Here is a 17,910-nt window from a genome sequence, read left to right as displayed (position 1 = left end):
GACGACGCCGCACGCCACCACCGCACCACCTCTTGACGGCGGACCTTAGAGCCCGCCGGTCCGACCCCACTCCGCGTCCGGCAACTGCGCGCCGAACCCCCGGTACTCCTGCGCCCACTGATCGCGCCGGGCCGCGTTCCACGCGTCCGCCTCCCCCCGTGAGGGGACCCGCGTGCCCTCGGGGGGAAGGAGAAGGGACCACAAGGGCCGGATCAGGGCACCGCGTGCCGCCTTGGCGCGGGAGCCCATGCCGAAGTGCACGGCCCGGTAGCCGTGTCGGATGGCGAAGGCGATGGGCTCGTAGAAGAGGAGGTTGAAGTACGTGCCGTCGTCGCCGGACAGCCGCTCGTAGTCGAACCCGACGTTCCGCGCGTACAGGACCCCTTCCCACGCGAAGTACAGGGCGTAGCCGAGGAGGTCGCCGTCCGGTCCCCGGCACAGGAAGACACGGCTCTCGTCGTCGAGCACGCGGGTGTACTGATCGAGGAGGTCGGTCATCCGGGCCGCGGTGCTCTGGTGGCCGTACTTGCGCTGGACGTTCGCCAGGAGCGGCCCCAGTGCCTCGTGGCACTCGCCGAGCCGGATCACCTCCACCCGTCTGTCCTGCGCGCGGAAGGCCGCGATCTCGCGCCGGACCGCGTGGCGCCGCTTCGAGGACAGATGTCGTACGTAGTCCTCGAATGTCGCGAACTCCACTGGCAGCCAGGTGTCGACGCCGAACGGCGAGAGGAGCAGCGGTGCCCGCTCGTCGTCGCGTGCCTCTTCCTCCGTCAAAGAGGCGGACACGGTCCTCGCGGCGTCCGAGGTCAGATAGAGCAGGGCGGCGCTGCGGGCGCCCCGGGCGGCGGCGAGTTCGCGGAAGCCGCGCAGCAGGCGCCGTGTCGCCTCGCGCTGCCGGGGCTCGCCGAGGGCGGGGTCGAGGAGCGGGTCGGTCACGTATCCGCTGCGGGTGCCGCCGAGCATGCCCGGGTACCAGAGGGCCCTGTCCACCCCGGCCAGGGCGGACAGGCCGCCGTACTGGTCCTGGTAGTCGTAGGCGTCGAGCTCGGCGTCCGGCCAGGCGCAGTCGTAGGCCGGGAGCGCGGCCACCACACGCCCTTGGGCCCGGCAGACGACGTACGCGGCCTCGTCCTGGTGGCACCGCTCGGCATACGCGAGGTACGGGCGGCTGACGTACAGGCTCCGGCCTCGTCCGAGCCGCGCCCACTCGGCGGCGTCGCACGCCTCGACCGACGGCAGGAGGTCCGTGCCGGGGTCCAGCGCGGGAGCCGGAGCAGGTGGTGCCGGGGCGGGCGGGGCCGACTCCCTTCCAAGGCCCGTACGCGGGTGGTCCGTCATGGGTGTCCCCCGCCCTTTCCGCGTCGTGCTTCGAGGCGCCGCACCAGGAAGGCCAGCGGCACCGTCACCAGCAGATAGCAGCAGCCGGCCGCGATGATCGGCGTGCTGTTGCTCTGCGTTCCCGCCGCGTCCTGGCCGAACTTCGCCAGATCGCGCTGGTCCAGGCTCACCCCGAGGAACAGCACCAGGGACGAGTCCTTGAACGCCGCCACCAGTTCGTTGGTGAGGGGCGGCACCATCGTGCGCAGCGCCTGCGGCAGGACCACCGCGGTCATCGCCTGCCGGTCGGACATCCCCAGCGAGAGGGCCGCCTCGACCTGGCTGCGGGGCACCGCGGCGATCCCGGCCCGGAACGTCTCCGCCAGGTACGCGCTCGACACCAGGCCGAGCGCGAGGCCTGCCTGCCCGATCACACCGCCCGGGACGGCGAACCCGGGGAACGCCAACGGCAGGCCCACTCCGATGAACGCGAAGACCAGCAGCGCGGGCAGACCGCGGAAGACCTCGACGTACACGGCGGCGAGCCAGCGGTACGGCGCCACTCTGGAGGTCCGCAACAGCGCGACGCCGAGGCCCAGCGCGAATCCGATCCCGTACCCCGTCGCCGTGTAGAGCACGGTGTTGCGCAGCCCGACGACCACGAGGTCCGGGAACATCGCCCTGGCGATGTGCGGTTCCGCGAAGTTGTGCTGAAGGCCGGACCAGTCGGCCGCGAGCACGACGGCGAAGACCGCGACGGCGAGCGCGAGGTACTGCGCGGCAAGGAGCAGTCCGCGCCGCCGCCGGACGGGCAGCTCGGCCGCCACCGCTTTCGAGGCCGTCATGCGGCCTCCGGGGAGGCAGCCCGGGCCGGGGGCACACCGATCCACTTCCGGTAGAGGCGTTCGTACGTGCCGTCGCGCCGGGCCGCGGCGATCACCTCGTCGATCAGCCGCCGCAGCCCGGGGCGCCCACCCTGGCGGACGGCGAACGCGTAGTCCTGCTCGGCGTCGATGGTCAGGGCCGTGGTGAAGGCGGTGGCGTGCCGGGGGTCCTTCAGCCAGGTGGACACCGCGGGGCAGTCCTGGACGAGGACCTCCACCCGGCCGGAGCGCAGGGCGTCGAGCTGCCCGTCGACCGTGGCGTACGCGCGCGGGTCGATGCCCGCCGCGAGGGTGTGATCGGCCCCGGTCGTACCGGACTGCACGCCGACGCGCAGCTGCCGGTGGCGCACGTCGGCCAGGGAGCTCACCCGGGTGCCGCGGTGGACCACCACGCACAGCACCGCGCGGAAGTACGGCGCCGAGAAGTCGACATAGCGCTCGCGGTCCCGGGTGACCGCCAGGGCCGCCGCGACGATGTCGCACCGCTCGGCGTTGAGCACCGTCCCGGTCTTGAGCACTTCGAAGGGGAAGTCGACGACGCGCTGCCGCACCCCGAGCCGCTTCGCCACCAGGCCCGTGATGTCGATGTCGAAGCCGACGACGCGCCGGTCCTTCTCGTACTCGAACGGAGGGTAGGGCAAATTGGTGCAGGTGGTGAGACGCCCGGCGGCGACCAGCGGAACTCCGGCCACGACCTCGCCGCGCGCGCTGCCACACCCCACCACACTGCCGCACCCCACCACCAGGACGCCCGCGCACAGCAGCGTCGACCAACGCCTCAGCACGGGTCCTCCTCCAGCGGATCGCCGCCGATGCCGTGCCACGGGAACCACAGACGGGTGCTTCCCGGTGCGATCCTGGACAGGGCCGCGAGGCCCGACACCGCCTCGGCGACGTCTGCCGCGCAGGGCGGCTCGTATCCGAACCGTCTTACGAACAGCGCACGTTGACGGGCGTCGAGGGACTCGCCCACCGCGGTGAGGACCAGCGAGCCGAACGACACGCCACGGCGTCGGCAGGTGTCCGCGAGCGCGAACGACATGACCCGGTCCGCCGCCTTCGCCGCCGACACCAGGGCGCCGGTGCGCGACGGAAAGTCCCCGAGCGAGCTGTCGACGCGGACGACGCCGCTGCCCGGCGGGAGCCGCGCCACCATCAGGTCCAGCAGGCGTCCGCGCGCGAGGGAGTTCACCCACAGCACGCGCTCGGCCTCGCTCTTGTCGGTGTGCAGCGGGGCAGGGGTGTACGCGCCGATCGCGTCCACCACGAGGCCCAGGCGCTCGGGCCCCACGGCCCGCAGGGCGGCGGGCCAGGCGTCCTCGTCGGTCACGTCCAGGGGAACGAGGGCGGCGCCCGGAGCGGATCCGGCGCGCCACCGCGACCGGGCGCGGGCCGTGGCGATCACCTCGTCCCCGAGGTCCGAGAACCGCGCGCACAGCGCCGCCCCGAGCACTCCCGTTCCCCCCAGCACCAGGACCGTCCGCCTCACGGGGCCGACTGCATGCTCTCGGCCCGCATGACGCTCGTGATCCGGCGCAGCCCGGCCAGCCACAGGTCGTAGATCTCGGCGGCGGGCAGCTCGACCGTGCTCATCACCGAGGGGATGTCCTCGCGCCACAGCCGCCAGGGCTTGGGCTCGATGGTGACGTTGTACTTGCCGGGGTCGCGGTAGATGGAGGTTCCCGGGTAGGGCGTGCAGATGAAGTAGTCCACGAGGTCCGTCAGGCCCGCGTCGAGCAGCCCGACCATGTCGTCGAGGGTCGCGTCGGCGGACCGGCGCGACTCCCCCGGGGCCCCCACCATCCAGTAGGTCAGGACCGCGAGGTCGTGCTCCTTGGCCCGTTCGCAGGCGGCGTGCAGCTGGTCCGCCGTGATGCGCTTCTGAAGGTTCTGGATGACCTCGGAGTCGGTGCTCTCCGCGCCGATGTTGATGAGGCGGCAGCCCGCGTCCGGCATCTTCGCGAGGAGCTTGCGATCGGAGTCGCGCACCAGCAGGTTGGCTCTGGTCTGGCAGAACCACGGGATGCCCACCTCGCCGAGCAGGTCGATCACGGCCGAGCAGTGGTCGTGGTTGAGGGTGAAGACCTCGTCCCCCACGAAGAGCACGGCCGGGTCGAAGCGCTCCTTCATCCTGGTGAGTTCCCGGCGCAGCCGCTCGGTGTCCTGGAGGTAGGGCTTCATGCCGATCCACAGCGTGTCGGCGCAGAACGAGCAGCGGTAGGGGCAGCCGAGGGTGGCGTAGATCCGGGCGTAGTGCAGGGGGTAGCCGCGGGGCAGGACGCCGTAGTCGGCCTCCATCGTCCAGTAGTCCTGGAACAGTTCGCGCCGCTCCGCGGTTCTCTCCCCCGGGCCCGGCACGAGCAGGCCGGGATAGCCGTTGCCCGGGCGGCGCCCGGCGGACAGCTCGGACAGCAGGTGGGCGAGCGGTGCCTCGCCGCGCCCCACCACGACGTAGTCGAAGCCGTCGCGGAGGCTCTCCTGCGGCAGTTCGCTGACGTGCGGCCCGCCCACGACGACCGTGGTGCGGGGTGCGAGGCGCTTGATCCCGCGGGCGAGCGCCACGGCCAGCTGGTAGTTGGCCGTGTAGGGGGACATCGCCACCAGGGAGGGCGCCGTGGCCCGCACCTGCCCGGCGAGGTCGCCGACGTCGATGTTCCGCTCCGGGCCGGTGTACGAGGCGAAGTCGACGAGCCGGGGCGTCCAGTCGAGGCGTCTGGCGACCGCCGAGAGGCGGGTCACCCACAGCGGGAGCTCCGGGATGGTGTACGCCTCGCCCTGCGGGAAGTCGCGGTCGAAGATCCGCCCCATCACCCGCCAGTACTCGGCGTAGTACGCGTTCTCCTCCGGAGACGGTTCAGGCTTGGTAATCAGCGGGAGCTGTAGGAAGGATATCGACCGCGACGACATTGTTCGGCTTCTCCTCCTGGTAGACCTTGTAGGTCATGCAGCCGCCCTGGCACTTCTGCTTGAGGTGCATCTCGCAGGTCACGCACTCGGGGAAGGAGGGGCGCTGCTTCAGCTCGGCGTCCTGGGCCCGGTGCGCCTCGATCACGGTGGCGAGTTCGGCGCCGGACTGGGGCCGCGGTGCGGTGAAGACGGGCATCGCGGTGCAGTAGCTGACCCGGCCGTCGACGTGGAAGTAGGCGAACGGCTTGCAGCGGCGCACGAGGGCGAACTTCTCGGCGTAGCGCTCCAGGAAGTCCGGCTCGAAGATGCACAGCGGGACCGGCAGGTCCGGTGACGTCTGCACCCCTCGCTCCTCGGCGTGCAGGAGCATGCGCTGGACCGCGGGGCCCAGCTCCCGCATCGCGTGCAGGCCGAGGAAGGGCGTGCCGCCGGACGTCGGCGTGGAGAAGATCCAGGTGAAGGAGGCGCCGTGCTCCGCTGCCAGGTCGACGAGTTCGGTGAAGGGGAAGTCGGGCCCGTCGATCACGCCGATGACCGAGGTCTCGCAGGTCTCCGCCATGGCTGCCAGATTCTCCCGCCAGCGCGGCCGGAGCCAGGCGTACCTCTCGAAGAGGAGCTCGTCGTAGTGGAAGCTCATGCGGGTGACCGCGGGGCTGTTCAGCAGCACGTCCCGGCGCTTGGCGTTGAACCCGCCGTTGGTGTAGACGGTGGTCGACCACCCGCGCCGCTCGATCTCCCCGATGTATCCGGGCAGGTCGGGGACGATGGTGGGCTCGCCGCCCACGAGGTACACCTCGGGGAAGTCGGAGACGTCCTGGAGCATGTCCAGGACCTCGCTGAACAGGGTGAGCGGCATCGTGTGGTGCTCGGTCTTCTGATCGCGCGCGTAGCAGTACGTGCAGATGTCGGTGTTGCACAGCGACGTGATCGACACGTACGCGCCCTTGTAGGTGTGCACCCGCGCCTGCTGGCGCGGTGTCCGGGCGTTCCAGCCATGAGATGTGAACCGGTAGTCCGCTACCTGAGACGTCATTCTCGTTCCCCTCGGCGGCCGGACGCTCTAGCGCGTGGCCGTCCACTCGGTGAGGCGCTCCGTCGCGGGACCGGGCCAGTGCAGGCCGCGGTCGAGCTTGGCTTGTTCGGCGATCTCGAACCCTCCGAAGAAGTCCGCGCAGGTGCCGATGACCACCCGCGTATCGAAGGGGCGGCAGGAGAAGACGTCCAGGAAGAACTGTCCCAACCGCGGATAGGTGTGGATGGCCGCGTGGGATTCCTGGAGAATGACCACGCTGGAGTATCCGTAGTGTGCCGTGTCCCCTTGTTCGGACGCGGTGAGCGGCCCGTCGAGTATGCGCATGCCGATACGCGTGACGAGCTCCCGCAGGAAGTTGCCCACCGTCTGCGGATCGTCGAGCTGATCGGGCCACGCCACCTGCCGCACGCGCAGCATGACGTGTGACCCGTAAACCGAGCCGAACTCCGTTTCTGGCATACCAGCACGGTACTGATGCCTCTCGCCCCGGCCATCCGTAGGATTACCGATCCTCGGCCGCCGGCCTCACACGGGCTCGTGGACGCGGTCCGCGTGCCGGGTCACCAGCACGACGAGCACGCCCGCCGCCAGGAAGAACGCGCCGAACGAGAGCCACCCGGCGTACTCACCGCCGACCAGGACGGCGCCCATCACCACCGGCGCCAGGGCCTGCATCAGCTGGGTGGAGAAGCTCCAGACGCCCAAGTACACGCCGTGGTGGCCTTCTTCCGACAGCGCGAAGGACAGGCCCCAGCTCGACGCGGCGGAGTACAGCTCGCCGAAGGTGATCAGGACGACGCCGAGGACGATGACGAGGGTCGCGGCGACCGGTCCCGCGTCGGCGGACACCGGCATGACGAGACAGCCGCCGAAGAGGACGACGCCCGCGTACAGGCCGGCGCGCGCGGCCCCCTTCAGCGTGTCCGTGCGACGGCTGACGGCCACCTGGAGCGCGATCACCAGGAGGGTGCTGAGCAGCAGGACGAGGGACAGCGTCCACGAGGGCGCATCGGTGCGCGTGACGATCCACAGGGGCAGCCCGACCGTGAAGAACTCCGAACACACCGAGAGCAGTCCGACCAGCAGCGCCAGCGTGAGGTAGGAGCGGTCGCGCAGCACGCCAGCGAGGCCCGTCAGCGAACCGGCCGCGTCCGTGGCCACCTGGGACGGTCCGGCCCGCAGGCGCGTCAGGAGCAGTACCACCAGGACGAAGGCCAGTGCGTTTCCCACGACCAGCGCCTCGATGGCCGCGCGGGAGTCCAGCGCGAGCGCGACGCCCGCGGCCAGACTGCCCACGGCCCAGCCGACGTTCGTCACGGACCTGCTGTAGGCGATGAACGAGATCCGCTCGTCCTTCTCGGCGAGCACCGTGATGTACGCGGGCTGTACCGCGCGCCCGGTGTTCTCCGCGAGGCCGATGCCGCAGGCGACCAGCAGGAAGCCGACGTAGCTCTCCACCAGCAGATAGGACAGGAAGAGCGGGATCCGCACGGCGTAGGAGACCAGCAGGACCCGTCGGTAGCCGTAGCGGTCGCCGAGGAGTCCGCCGGGAACCGCCGTCGCGACGCCGAGCAGCGCGGCCAGGGTCAGGCCGCTGCCCACCTGCGCCGCCCCCAGACCGACGACGCGGATGAAGAAGATCGCGCTGCCCGCGATGAAGAGGCTGTTGCCCGCGGATTCGACGAGCGTGACCAGCGCGTAGGTCCGCAGGGCGGGGCGTGGGGGAAGCAGCTGGGGAAGACGGCTCATGCGTCCACCGCGCGCGTGCCGGGGGCGGGCTCGGGGGCGGCCTGGTGCGTCTGGTGGTAGCGCAGGGCCGCCTCGGAGCGGTTGCGGGCGCCGAGCCGCTCCAGGATGTGCGCGACGTGCGAGTTCGCCGTGCGGGTGCTGATCGTCAGCTCTTCGGCGATCTCCCGGTCGGTCCGGCCGTGGGCGATCAGCCGGAGCACCTCGGCCTGGCGCGGCGTGAGGTCCGCCGGGTGGGGTGCCGTCCCGCCCTGCCCGGGTGCGGCGTGCTCGGCGACGTCCGCTATCCGTCGGCACAGCGGCTCCGCGCCCATCCTGGCGGCGAGGCCGTGCGCGGCCTCCAGGAGCTGACGTGCCCTGCGGTACTCCGTGTGCTGGGCGAGGAGCGCCCGGCCCTGGCCGAGCAGCGCCGGGGCGAGGCGGGCCCGGGCGCCCGTGCGGCGGAAGACCTCGCAGGCGCGCGACCAGTGCTCCGCGCGGTGCACGCCCCGGTGCCGCTCGGCCTGGGCGCGGGACACCTCGATGACGCCGTCGGTCAGTTCCACCTCGGCGACCACGGAGATCCGGGCCCGGGTGTAGGTCTCCTCCGCGACGTCGAGCAGCCGCGGCACGCTGTGCCCGCAGCCGCCCTCGCCGTCGGCGCGGTCGCCGTGCGCCTCGATGACCGCCGCCAGCGCGTGCACGAGAAACAGACCGCCGCCGAGCGACGGCAGGGGGTGCGCGGCCAGTTCGAGCACGCGGTCCGACAGCTCCTCCAGGGCCTGCTGGTGGCCCAGGGCCGAGGCGATGGGGATGAGCAGGCTCAGGAAGTAGGTCTCGTGCACCAGGTTGTCGACCGGCAGCAGCCGCTGGAGCTCGGGCACGCGCTCCCTGGCCACGGGGTGTCCCCGGTGGGCGGCGAGGAAGCAGGAGACCAGGTGTTCCTCGGTCTCCAGGATCGACTTCGGGTTGCTCGGCAGCCGGTCCAGGGTGAGCCCGGCGGCCTCGCCCCAGACGCCGCCTTCGATCAGGTCCTCGACGAGCGCGAGGCGCAGCATCGTTCCGCCGGAGTAGGCCTGGCCGTGCCGGTCGGCGAAGCGGAGCCCTTCCGAGCGGATCCTGATGGAGTCGGCCAGACGCCCGCTCACCAGATACGCCGCGCGCGCCTCGACGAAGTAGGTGCGCAGGGCGACGTCGGCGCAGTCGATGCGGAAGGCCGCGTCGCGCGCGTTCCTGGCGTACTTGATGGAGGTCTCCAGTTCACGGACGCAGCTCGTCGCCTCCGCGAGGTTCATGTCGACGATGGCCTGCAGATGGAGGTCCTCGGAGCGTGCGGCGATGGTGCGGGCGCGCGAAAGGAGGCCCATCCCGTCGGCCGCGCAGCCGGTCGTGACGCGGGAGAGGCCGCAGGAGCACAGGACCCGCGCCCAGGTCCGGGGGCTGTCGGAGGCGGCGAGTTCGCTCAGGGCGCGCTCGTAGCACTCCCGGCACTCCTGCCCCGAGTCCTGGCCGTTGCTGCCTTCCAGATAGCGGCCGAGGTGCTCGTACAGGAGCGCCCGCGAAGGCGCGCCCGGCAGGCCCGCGGCGATCTCACCCAGGGCCTGGTGCACCAGGGTGCGGGCCTTGATGACGTCGCCCGACGAGAAGGCGGACTCCGCGGCGCGCCGGAGCACCTCGGCGCGGCAGGTCCGCGGCACCGGCCACTCCCGCAGGTGGCCGGAGAGGCTCAGGGCCCGTTCGTAGAGGCGCAGCGCGTCCGCCGGGGAGGAGACGTCGATCAGCAGGGCGGCGTGGACGGCGGCCCTCAGGGCGGTGGCCTTCTCGCCCGCCGCGTACCAGTGGTTGGCGATGCGCAGGGCGACCAGGTGGCCGCTGTCGTCGGCGAGCGCCGAGTGGGTCGTGAGGGCCTCGGCCACGCGCCGGTGCAGCCGCGCGAGGTCGCCGGGCAGCAGTTCGTCGAGGAGCGCCTCGCTGATCAGGGAGTGCCGGAACCGGTAGCCGCCGTCGCGCGAGGTCAGCAGTTTCGCGGTGACCGCTTCCCGCAGGGCGGGCCCGAGCGCCCCGCCGTCCCACAGCGCGGCGAGCATGCCCTCGGACGCGGGGTGGCCGACGACCGCGAGGAGTTCCAGCAGGGTGCGCGCACGGGCGGAGACCCGGGACGTGCGGGCGAGCAGAAGGTCCTTGAGGGTGTTGGGCAGGATCTCGCCGGTGCTCCACGCGTCCTGGAGGAACTCGCAGTACAGGGGGTTGCCGCCGGAGCGCCGGTGGATCTCCCGGGCCACGTCGTCGGCCACCTCGCTGCCGCCCCGCGAGGCGAGGAGCAGCCGGATGTCGTCGGCCTGAAGGGACTCCAGTTCGATGATCTCCGCACCGGCGCGGACGAGTTCGGCGACGAGGTGGAGGTGCGTCGGCTGCGGGGACGGCTCGTCGGTGCGGTCCGTGAGCACCAGCAGGACGCGTGCCCGCTGGAGGTTGTGGTGCAGGAACTGGATCAGTTCCCGGGTGGCCGCGTCGGCCCAGTGGATGTCCTCGATCGCGAGGACGACGGGGGCGTCGTGGCTGATCCGGGCCAGGGTGCTGAGCACCTGTTCGGCGATCTGCGCCGCGGAGGGGCGGGCGGCGGCCGGTGCCCGGGCGCCGAGGGAGGAGAGCGCCTCGGTCAGCGTCCGGAGGTCCTGTGCGATCCTGGCGCGCTGGTGGGTCGTTCCGGTCCGGATCACCGGGTGCCGCAGCGCTTGGATGAGGGGCGCGAAGGGGCCGCCGAAGAGCCGCAGCGAGAGGCAGTCGCCCAGGAGCAGGATCCCCTCGCGCCGCTCCGCGATGTCGAGGAACTCCCCGAGTAATCGGCTCTTCCCTATTCCGGCTTCGCCCCGTATCAGCAGGAATCGGGGGCGGTCGGCATCCAGACGTTCATAGTGGTGGACGAGGCCTTTCAGGCAGGCGTCCCGGCCGATCATTACGGAGCTCTTCCTGCGCATGCGGTCCCTCCGACCATGCGTCCGCGTCACGGACCAATCCGGATTTTCGGTGGGTGAGCGCCCTGTCGGCCGGTCGCATCGGTCGGAACGCCGCGCCGGCGGTGGCCGTCGACGCGGCGTCAACAGCCGGGGCGGGGAGCGACGCGGTAGAGGAGCCCACTGGATTCCCAGCTTCGGAGCTGGAGGTAGTCGCGCATGATCTGCTGCTGGGAGTCATGCAGGAGGTACACATGCCCAGGGGAGGAAAGGATGTCGACGGTACGGCGCACGTCGGCGCCCTCGCTGATCTTGCTCAGGATGCCCCAGTACGACGGCAGCCGGTCGAGCAACGACAGGCCATCGGCGCTCTCCACGTACCCGGACCGGTCGGCGATGAGGGAGATCATCGACACCTGTTTCCTGAGTGCGTACGGCAGCGGGATCCGGCGCGCGAACTCCTCCGGGGCCGCGTAGCACTCGGCCGTCAGGGTGGCGTGGTTGTCGCCCGTCGCAGCGGTCACCGCTTCCGGCAGGATGCTGCCGACCGGCCGCGCCGCGGTCTCGATGAGGACGGGACCGGCCGCCGTGACCATGATCTCCGTGTGTGCCGGGCCCCACTTGAGGCCCAGTGCGTCCAGCACGTCGCGTACGTACGCGACGATCGCCTCCTGCCGCTCGCCGGAGCGCGGGAGCAGGTCCTCCCGGTCGGAGACCACCGCCGCGCCCTCGATCTCCTTGGTCTCGTCGGACCAGATCTCGGCGACGTAGTGTCCGCCGTCGGCGCTGACGGTGTTGACGTAGTACTGCTCGCCCTTGAGGTACTGCTGTACGAGCAGTTGGCGGTTGACGCTGCCGACGCGGTTCACCGTGCCCAGAATCTTCTCCGCGGCGGACCTGACGGCCGCGCTGTCGTGGCAGAAGTGCACGTTCTCGGTGCCCGCGCTGTCGACCGGCTTGACGACGACGGGCCACTGGTCCTGCGCGACGGCCCACGCGACGGCCTCGGACGGGTCGGATGCCCGGTGGTCGACCGCGGCGCGCAGCCCGGCTCGGCGCAGGGCCTCGGCCATGCGGCCCTTGTCACGGCGATCACGGCTCTGTGCCGTGCCGTTCGTGGCCAGGCCCAGCCGCTCGCTGAGCGCGTCCGCCAGCTCCACGCCGTTCTCCGTACCGGCGATCACGAACTCGACGTTCCGTGCCGCCAGCCAGGCCGCCGTCTCCGCGACCGCGCCGGTGTGTGCGTGGTGTTCCTGGAAACTGGACGGTTCGAAATCCCGCCGGAAGAACTCCGGGATCTCGGGGGTGCTCTGCACATGCACGCACGCGACGCCGAATTCCCGGAAAGCGGCTGGCAGATAGCGCCCGGTGGAATGGGCGTCCACAATCGCGCCGACGCGCTGGCTCATGACGTACCCGTTCTTCTCGGCCCCGGACAGGGTCGCGGTCCCGGGGCGGCCGGAGCCCGCGGAGACCTCGGTACCGGCAACAGAGCCCGTGCCGCACGGACAAGGCCCCGCGCTCGGCGGACAGCGCTCAGTACTTCACCACGGGATTGTCCGTCTCGGACAGGAGCGCCGCCCACTCCGACGCGCTGACCTCGATGGTCTCGGTCGGTGGGCCGGGCGAGAGGATCAGGCGCGGCTCGTGCTCGATGGCGCTGTCGATCAGCAGGGTGACCTGCGGCGGCAGGCCGAGGGGAACCGCGCAGCCGGGCTCGCAGCCCGTGACGGCCTTCAGCTCGTCCCCGGAGGCGATGGAGAACTTCTCGCCCAGGGCCGCCCGCGCCCTGGCGGTGTCGAGCCGCTGCCCCTCGACGGAGACGAACATCGTGTGGCGCCCGCTCTTGCCGCGCAGGAACAGCGACTTGGTTTCCGTACCGGTCAGCTGGAAGCGCTCCCTGACCTCTGCGGCGGTCTCGTAGTCCAGGACGGCCTCATGCGCGTGGGGCGAGAAGTCGACTCCGGACCGGGCGAACACCTCCGCGACGCGCTGCCGGACGTCGTCGGCGGTGGGTTGCTCATCGGCTGACTTCTGACCGTCCACCATGGGCCATTCATTCCTTTCACACGACCTGATAGCTGATCAGATTACCCCGGAGCCCTACCGTTCTCCAGTCCGTTCATGGTGAACACACCGGGAGGAACAGCCCAGTTGGCCGCCGCGCGCAGCCGTGTCGACGCGCCCTGCCTCAGTGGTCAGGACGCCCCTGGCTCGCGCGGTGGAGGAGGTCCAGGTTGCGGAGGAACGCCTCCCGGTCGGCGGCGGGAATCCGTCCGAGCAGGCGCTCCTCGCCGTCCTGGACGGCGGCCCTGGCGGTGTCCCGGAGGCGGCGCCCCTCGGGGGTGAGGGTGAGCAGGCGCACCCGGCGGTCCTCGGGATCGGGGCGGCGGGTCAGCAGTTCGCGGGACTCCAGGTCGTCGAGTACCGCGATGATCCGCGTCTTGTCGGCGTGGATGGCCTCGGCCAGTGCGGCCTGGGTGCGCAGGGGCGTCTCGTCGAGGTGACAGAGGACCGCGTACGCCCACATCGTCAGGCCGTGCGCGTCGAGGACCGGCTGCTCGGCGGCCATGAGGGCGCGGCCCAAGGGGACGACCATGGCGGCGAGATCGGGGCGGGGCGCGTCCCCGGGAGCGGCGTTCATGTCAGGGACGGTACCCGTTGACAAATAGTACGCCTACGCAGATCGTAGGCGCATGCTTATGAACATGGTGAGGTCCCCCTGGACGCCCGGGCCCGAGCACGGCCGGGACGGTCCCGCCCTGGTCAGCGTCACGGACTTCAGGCTCGACCGGGCGCTGGACCTGCCCGGCGTCCACCGCGCGGGCCGGCGGCTCGGGAGGGGCTGGCCGGAGCTGGAAGGGGCCTACGGAATGTGGCTCTGGGCGCGGCCCTTCGCCCGTCGCTGCGGCGCCGTGGCCGTCTGGCGGGACGAGGCCGCCCTCCACCGGTTCGTCGCCTGGCGGCCGCACGTGGAGATCATGCGCGCGTACCGGGACCGGGGCACCCTGACCTCCACCACCTGGCACTCGGACGCGTTCGACCCGGCACAGACCTGGGCCCGCGCCCGCGCCTGCCTCGCCTGAGACCTTCGGGCCGGGGAGCATCCGAGGGGCGCCCGGGCAGCGTGGCTTGCGGAGGGAGCGGCGAGAGTCCGCAAGTCTCAGTTTCGGACAGCATCGCGATTTAGACATTGTCTCGGTTTGGTCACGAGGCATGAGAGGCCTGAACGCCGCCGGTCGAGGCGCCCGTACTCACGCCACGAAGCCACTCGACAGCTCGGCGTCCACCACCGGCCCGGTGCCGCGACGCACCCGCCGACCGAACCTCAGGAGACCGCGATGCTCAAGAAGACCAAGCCCGCCCTGTTCCTCGCCTCCTTCGCCACCGTCGGGGCCCTCGCCCTGACCGCCTGTGGGGGCGGCGGGAGCGACGACGGCGCCAGGAAGTCCTCGGGCAACGCCCCCGCCGCCAACGCCGACCGCGCGGAAGGCCAGGCCGGCGGCGGCTCCGGATCCGCCGACGGCTCCGGCTACGACCTCTCCCTGCGGTCGGGCACCGCCCGCGAGAACAACGCGCCCCGGCGGACCGGCGATTGGGCCAACCCGCCCGGCAAACCCGCGGCTGAGGCCGTGCAGCGCAAGTGGGTCCAGCTCTCGGCGAGCCGCGCGGGCAAGCTCGACCCCGTAGTCGTCAACGGCTCCGGCTTCACCCTCTACCGCTTCGACAAGGACACCGCGCGGCCCTCCGTGTCGAACTGCTCCGGCGCCTGCGCCACCACCTGGCCCCCCGTCCTCGTGGACCCGGGCAGCAAGATCTTCGTGGACGGCGTGAAGACCTCGGACGTGGGTATCATCAAGCGCGCCGACGGCACCCGCCAGGTGACGATCGGCGGCCGGCCGGTCTACCGCTTCAGCAAGGACCTCAAGCCCGGCGACACCAACGGCCAGGGCGTGGGCGGCACCTGGTTCGGCGTGACGCCGAACGGCCGGAAGGCGGGGCAGCCCGCCGGGGGCGACGCGGGCCAGGGCGGCGGCCAGGGCCAGGCCGACCCGGCGAGCAGCGTGATCCTGTTCGACAACGTGGGCTTCCAGGACCCGGCGCAGGGCGTGGCGGGACCGGGCTGCCAGAACGTGGCGCGCCCCGAGGTCGCCTCGTCCCTGTCCGCCGACGGCTCCCTGAAGCTGTGGTCGCGCCCCGGCTGCAAGGGCGAGTCCAAGGTGGTCTCCGGGGACGTCGCGGACCTGGGCAGGGTCGGCTTCGACAACAAGGTGAGCTCGATCGCGTTCGGCTGACCGGGCAGGCCTCAGGCGGCTTTCCGCGTACGCCCCGGACGGGCTGCGGCCTCCCGCGCCCACCCCACGTGCCCGTCCGGCCGGATCAGCGCGGAGCCCACACCTTCCCAGTCGGCACGGTCCCCGACCGGCGGCCCCTGGTGGACGATCACGTCCGCCGAGGGGCCGTCGGCCTGTCCGGCGAAGTCGAGCAGGACGGGGCGGCCCGCGTGCAGGAGGTCGAAGAGCCGCACGTCCGGGCCGAGTCGGAGGTTCGGCGCGCGGCGGCCGGTCAGCGGATGGTCACCGCCGCCGTCACCGATCCCCGAACCGCCGTCGCGGATCTCGTACGCCTCCGTGTACGCGGTGTCGTACGCGACCCCGAGGCCCGAGAGGCCCTCGGCGAGGCGCCGGGAGAACGCGGGCACGGTGGCGACGGCCGCGTCGAGCACCTCGCGCAGGGCGCGGCCCTCGGCGGAGTAGGCGGTCATCAGTGCCGTCTGGGCGCGGGTGCTGGTGAGCAACTCGGCGCCGACGGGGTGCCGTTCGGCGTGGTAGGTGTCGAGCAGCGCGTCCGGGGCCGCGCCGCGCAGGACGGCGGCGAGCTTCCAGCCGAGGTTGGTGGCGTCCTGCACGCCGACGTTGAGGCCGACGCCGCCCGCCGGGAAGTGCATGTGGGCCGCGTCGCCCGCGAGCAGGACCCGGCCCTTGCGGTAGGCCGACGCCTGGCGCGTCGCGTTGCCGAACCGGGAGAGCCAGCGCGGGTCGCGCATCCCGAAGTCGTCCCCGGCGATGCGCAGGACGGTGGCGCGCAGCTCCTCGAAGGTGAGTTCGCCGGGCCAGTCGGACCGTTGTCCCTCGGGTGTGTGGCCGACGAAGCGGTGGGCCCCATCCGGCAGACGGACACACATCAGCCCGCCCCGGGGCGTGGCCACGCTCAGGACGGGCCGGGCGAACGGCCGGTCGAGGACGACGTCGCCGAGCCAGCCCCAGACCGTGGCGTCGGTGCCGGGGAAGGCGATGTCCGCGGCGGCGCGCACGGTGCTGCGGGTGCCGTCGCAGCCCACGACGTACGCGGCCTCGATGGTGTACGCGCGCTCGGGGGACTCGGCGTCGACGCGGACGCCGGACGCGTGCTCGGCCAGGCCGGTGAGGCGGTGGCCGCGCCGGACGACGGCGCCCGCGGCCCGCGCGCGCTCTTCGAGGAGGGCTTCGGTGCGGGCCTGCGGCAGCGCGAGCGTGAAGGGGTAGGGGGTGTCGAGGACGCCGAAGTCGAGGCGCTGGTCGAGCGCCCCGTAGTGCCCGTCGGGGATGCGCAGGCCTTCGGCGAGGAACGGCTCGGCGGCGCCGCGGAAGGCCAGGACCTCCAGCGTGCGCGGATGCACGGTGAGCGCCTTGGAGTGCGGGGACGGCCCGGGCCGCGCCTCCAGGACGGTCACCCGCACACCGCCCAGGCGCAGTTCGGCGGCCAGCCACAGGCCGACCGGGCCTGCCCCGGCGATGACGACGTGGGGGTCGGGATGGTGTGTGCGCACGGGCGCTCCTCTGCCGGTGGTCTCCAGGGTCCTGCGGGCGGCGGTCGTCGCCGACGGAGGCGTGCGTCACACCTCGCCCCACATTTGGTCACTGACCAATTCAAGATGACCTCAGTAGACTAGGTCAGTGACCAAAAGGCAAGAGCCGCCCGTGCGGGCGGAGAGCAGCTACCGTGCGGGCCTGAGCCCCCGGGCCGTCGCCCGCGCCGCCCTCGGCATGCTGGCCGAGAAAGGCGCCGACGGCGTCTCCGTGCGCGGCACGGCCGAGCGCCTCGGCGTGCGGATGAACACCGTGCTGTGGCACGCCAAGACCAAGACCCGGCTCCTGGAGCTCATGGCCGACGCGATCGTCGGCGAGGTCTCGCTGGAAGGGCTCCCCACCGAGTGGCGGGAGCGCGTGCGCGAGCTGATGGCCCGCTTCCGTCGGGCGCTGCTCGCCCACCGGGACGGCGCCCGGATCGTCACCGGCACGTACGCCGCCGAGCCCGCGACGCTGCGGTTCGCCGAGACGCTCACCGCGGCGCTGCTCGACGGCGGCCTGCCGGGCCGCGAGGCCGCCTGGACGGCGTGGAACCTCCAGTACTTCGTCCTGGGCCTGACGCAGGAGGAGCAGTCCGTGCCGGTCGAGGGGGACCGCCGCTTCACCGAGGCGCTCGCGGCGGGTGACTACCCGTCACTCGACCGGCTTTCGCGGTACTTCGGGGACACCTCCTTCGAGGGCCGGTTCGACCACGGGCTCGACCTGCTGCTGGGGCCCGGGCGGCGGTGAGCGCCCGGGCCCGCGCGGCCCGCGCCGCCCTCAGGCGCTGTCGGCGGCGGCCCGAAGGGCCGCCACGTCGATCTTCTGCATCTTCAGCATGGCCTCCATCGCCCGCTGGGCGCGGCCCGCGTCCGGGTCGGTCATCAGCTCCTGGAGAGCAGCGGGAACGACCTGCCACGAGAGGCCGTACTTGTCCTTCAGCCAGCCGCACTGGCTCTCCGCACCGCCGTCCGCGGTGAGCCGGGACCAGTAGTGGTCGACCTCGTCCTGGTCCGCACAGTTGATCCGGAAGGAGACGGCCTCGTCGAAGGTGAACTCGGGGCCGCCGTTGAGGGCCGTGTACGCCTGTCCGTCCAGCTCGAAGTCGACGGTGAGGACGGTGCCCGCCGGGCGCGGCCCGGCCTCTCCGTAGTACGACACGTTGTTGACCTTCGAGTTCGGGAAGACCGAGACGTAGAACTCCGCGGCCTCCAGGGCCTTCGTGTCGAACCACAGACTGGGGGTGATCTTGGGCATGGAAC

General features: G+C 72.0%; 17 protein-coding genes. 3 read left to right on the top strand and 14 right to left on the bottom strand.

The genetic code is table 11. The annotated features are described in order from the left end of the window. Positions 1-45: 45 nt before the first annotated feature. From MQV74_RS37705 to MQV74_RS37650, 12 genes are all read right to left on the bottom strand, one after another. Positions 46-1,338 (bottom strand): GNAT family N-acetyltransferase, encoded by a 1,293-nt coding sequence (locus MQV74_RS37705; RefSeq protein WP_242727979.1) that lies wholly within the window; start codon positions 1,336-1,338, stop codon positions 46-48. Next, positions 1,335-2,162, bottom strand: coding sequence for an amino acid ABC transporter permease (locus MQV74_RS37700; protein ID WP_242727978.1), 828 nt, complete (start codon positions 2,160-2,162; stop codon positions 1,335-1,337). Before MQV74_RS37700 ends, MQV74_RS37705 begins: the two co-directional genes overlap by 4 nt. After that, positions 2,159-2,986 carry an ABC transporter substrate-binding protein gene (locus MQV74_RS37695; protein WP_242727977.1) on the bottom strand — a complete coding sequence of 276 codons (828 nt, stop codon included), beginning with the start codon at positions 2,984-2,986 and terminating at the stop codon, positions 2,159-2,161. The genes MQV74_RS37700 and MQV74_RS37695 overlap by 4 nt, the downstream gene beginning before the upstream one ends. Continuing rightward, positions 2,980-3,690, bottom strand: coding sequence for an SDR family NAD(P)-dependent oxidoreductase (locus MQV74_RS37690; protein ID WP_242727976.1), 711 nt, complete (start codon positions 3,688-3,690; stop codon positions 2,980-2,982). The genes MQV74_RS37695 and MQV74_RS37690 overlap by 7 nt, the downstream gene beginning before the upstream one ends. Then, positions 3,687-5,108 carry a B12-binding domain-containing radical SAM protein gene (locus MQV74_RS37685; RefSeq protein WP_242727975.1) on the bottom strand — a complete coding sequence of 474 codons (1,422 nt, stop codon included), beginning with the start codon at positions 5,106-5,108 and terminating at the stop codon, positions 3,687-3,689. The genes MQV74_RS37690 and MQV74_RS37685 overlap by 4 nt, the downstream gene beginning before the upstream one ends. After that, the gene (locus tag MQV74_RS37680) at positions 5,056-6,141 is read right to left on the bottom strand and encodes a radical SAM protein (protein ID WP_242727974.1); all 1,086 of its coding nucleotides are present in this window, start codon (positions 6,139-6,141) and stop codon (positions 5,056-5,058) included. The genes MQV74_RS37685 and MQV74_RS37680 overlap by 53 nt, the downstream gene beginning before the upstream one ends. Before the next feature lie 27 nt (positions 6,142-6,168). Beyond that, positions 6,169-6,600: an S-adenosylmethionine decarboxylase family protein gene (locus MQV74_RS37675; protein WP_242727973.1), complete on the bottom strand. Its 432-nt coding sequence runs from the start codon at positions 6,598-6,600 to the stop codon at positions 6,169-6,171. A 66-nt stretch (positions 6,601-6,666) separates the two neighbouring features. Beyond that, the gene (locus MQV74_RS37670) at positions 6,667-7,890 is read right to left on the bottom strand and encodes an MFS transporter (RefSeq protein WP_242727972.1); all 1,224 of its coding nucleotides are present in this window, start codon (positions 7,888-7,890) and stop codon (positions 6,667-6,669) included. Further along, positions 7,887-10,844 carry a helix-turn-helix transcriptional regulator gene (locus tag MQV74_RS37665; protein WP_242727971.1) on the bottom strand — a complete coding sequence of 986 codons (2,958 nt, stop codon included), beginning with the start codon at positions 10,842-10,844 and terminating at the stop codon, positions 7,887-7,889. Before MQV74_RS37665 ends, MQV74_RS37670 begins: the two co-directional genes overlap by 4 nt. Positions 10,845-10,963: 119 nt before the next feature. Then, a complete protein-coding gene (locus tag MQV74_RS37660) occupies positions 10,964-12,229 on the bottom strand; it encodes an ATP-grasp domain-containing protein (protein WP_242727970.1) in 1,266 nt (421 codons plus the stop codon). Positions 12,230-12,356: 127 nt separating this feature from the next. Beyond that, the gene (locus MQV74_RS37655; protein WP_242727969.1) at positions 12,357-12,869 is read right to left on the bottom strand and encodes a YbaK/EbsC family protein; all 513 of its coding nucleotides are present in this window, start codon (positions 12,867-12,869) and stop codon (positions 12,357-12,359) included. Between the two features lie 142 nt (positions 12,870-13,011). Beyond that, on the bottom strand, positions 13,012-13,464 hold the full coding sequence (locus tag MQV74_RS37650) for a MarR family winged helix-turn-helix transcriptional regulator (RefSeq protein ID WP_242727968.1): 453 nt from the start codon (positions 13,462-13,464) through the stop codon (positions 13,012-13,014). A 64-nt stretch (positions 13,465-13,528) separates the two neighbouring features. Between MQV74_RS37650 and MQV74_RS37645 the strand changes: the two genes are divergently transcribed. Continuing rightward, the gene (locus MQV74_RS37645) at positions 13,529-13,906 is read left to right on the top strand and encodes a hypothetical protein (RefSeq protein WP_242727967.1); all 378 of its coding nucleotides are present in this window, start codon (positions 13,529-13,531) and stop codon (positions 13,904-13,906) included. Positions 13,907-14,161: 255 nt separating this feature from the next. Further along, positions 14,162-15,115 carry a hypothetical protein gene (locus tag MQV74_RS37640; RefSeq protein WP_242727966.1) on the top strand — a complete coding sequence of 318 codons (954 nt, stop codon included), beginning with the start codon at positions 14,162-14,164 and terminating at the stop codon, positions 15,113-15,115. An 11-nt stretch (positions 15,116-15,126) separates the two neighbouring features. Here the strand turns inward: MQV74_RS37640 and MQV74_RS37635 are convergent, their stop codons facing one another. After that, a complete protein-coding gene (locus tag MQV74_RS37635; protein WP_242727965.1) occupies positions 15,127-16,629 on the bottom strand; it encodes an FAD-dependent monooxygenase in 1,503 nt (500 codons plus the stop codon). 127 nt (positions 16,630-16,756) lie between these two features. Between MQV74_RS37635 and MQV74_RS37630 the strand changes: the two genes are divergently transcribed. Further along, a complete protein-coding gene (locus MQV74_RS37630; protein ID WP_242727964.1) occupies positions 16,757-17,398 on the top strand; it encodes a TetR/AcrR family transcriptional regulator C-terminal domain-containing protein in 642 nt (213 codons plus the stop codon). Between the two features lie 30 nt (positions 17,399-17,428). Here the strand turns inward: MQV74_RS37630 and MQV74_RS37625 are convergent, their stop codons facing one another. Beyond that, the gene (locus MQV74_RS37625) at positions 17,429-17,905 is read right to left on the bottom strand and encodes a VOC family protein (protein ID WP_242727963.1); all 477 of its coding nucleotides are present in this window, start codon (positions 17,903-17,905) and stop codon (positions 17,429-17,431) included. Positions 17,906-17,910: the final 5 nt, after the last annotated feature.

It is taken from the genome of Streptomyces sp. AN091965 (genome assembly GCF_022698285.1).
Lineage (GTDB): Bacteria > Actinomycetota > Actinomycetes > Streptomycetales > Streptomycetaceae > Streptomyces.
Note: the sequence above shows the minus strand (reverse complement) of the source record. Positions and strands in the feature narration are given on the sequence as shown.

Excerpts from the sequence above, each read along its gene's own strand:
- MQV74_RS37705 (WP_242727979.1), bottom strand. The coding sequence starts at position 1,338 with ATGACGGACCACCCGCGTACGGGCCTTGGAAGGGAGTCGGCCCCGCCC.
- MQV74_RS37700 (WP_242727978.1), bottom strand. The coding sequence starts at position 2,162 with ATGACGGCCTCGAAAGCGGTGGCGGCCGAGCTGCCCGTCCGGCGGCGG.
- MQV74_RS37685 (WP_242727975.1), bottom strand. The coding sequence starts at position 5,108 with ATGTCGTCGCGGTCGATATCCTTCCTACAGCTCCCGCTGATTACCAAG.
- MQV74_RS37680 (WP_242727974.1), bottom strand. The coding sequence starts at position 6,141 with ATGACGTCTCAGGTAGCGGACTACCGGTTCACATCTCATGGCTGGAAC.
- MQV74_RS37675 (WP_242727973.1), bottom strand. The coding sequence starts at position 6,600 with ATGCCAGAAACGGAGTTCGGCTCGGTTTACGGGTCACACGTCATGCTG.
- MQV74_RS37670 (WP_242727972.1), bottom strand. The coding sequence starts at position 7,890 with ATGAGCCGTCTTCCCCAGCTGCTTCCCCCACGCCCCGCCCTGCGGACC.
- MQV74_RS37665 (WP_242727971.1), bottom strand. The coding sequence starts at position 10,844 with ATGCGCAGGAAGAGCTCCGTAATGATCGGCCGGGACGCCTGCCTGAAA.
- MQV74_RS37660 (WP_242727970.1), bottom strand. The coding sequence starts at position 12,229 with ATGAGCCAGCGCGTCGGCGCGATTGTGGACGCCCATTCCACCGGGCGC.
- MQV74_RS37655 (WP_242727969.1), bottom strand. The coding sequence starts at position 12,869 with ATGGTGGACGGTCAGAAGTCAGCCGATGAGCAACCCACCGCCGACGAC.
- MQV74_RS37650 (WP_242727968.1), bottom strand. The coding sequence starts at position 13,464 with ATGAACGCCGCTCCCGGGGACGCGCCCCGCCCCGATCTCGCCGCCATG.
- MQV74_RS37645 (WP_242727967.1), top strand. The coding sequence starts at position 13,529 with ATGGTGAGGTCCCCCTGGACGCCCGGGCCCGAGCACGGCCGGGACGGT.
- MQV74_RS37640 (WP_242727966.1), top strand. The coding sequence starts at position 14,162 with ATGCTCAAGAAGACCAAGCCCGCCCTGTTCCTCGCCTCCTTCGCCACC.
- MQV74_RS37625 (WP_242727963.1), bottom strand. The coding sequence starts at position 17,905 with ATGCCCAAGATCACCCCCAGTCTGTGGTTCGACACGAAGGCCCTGGAG.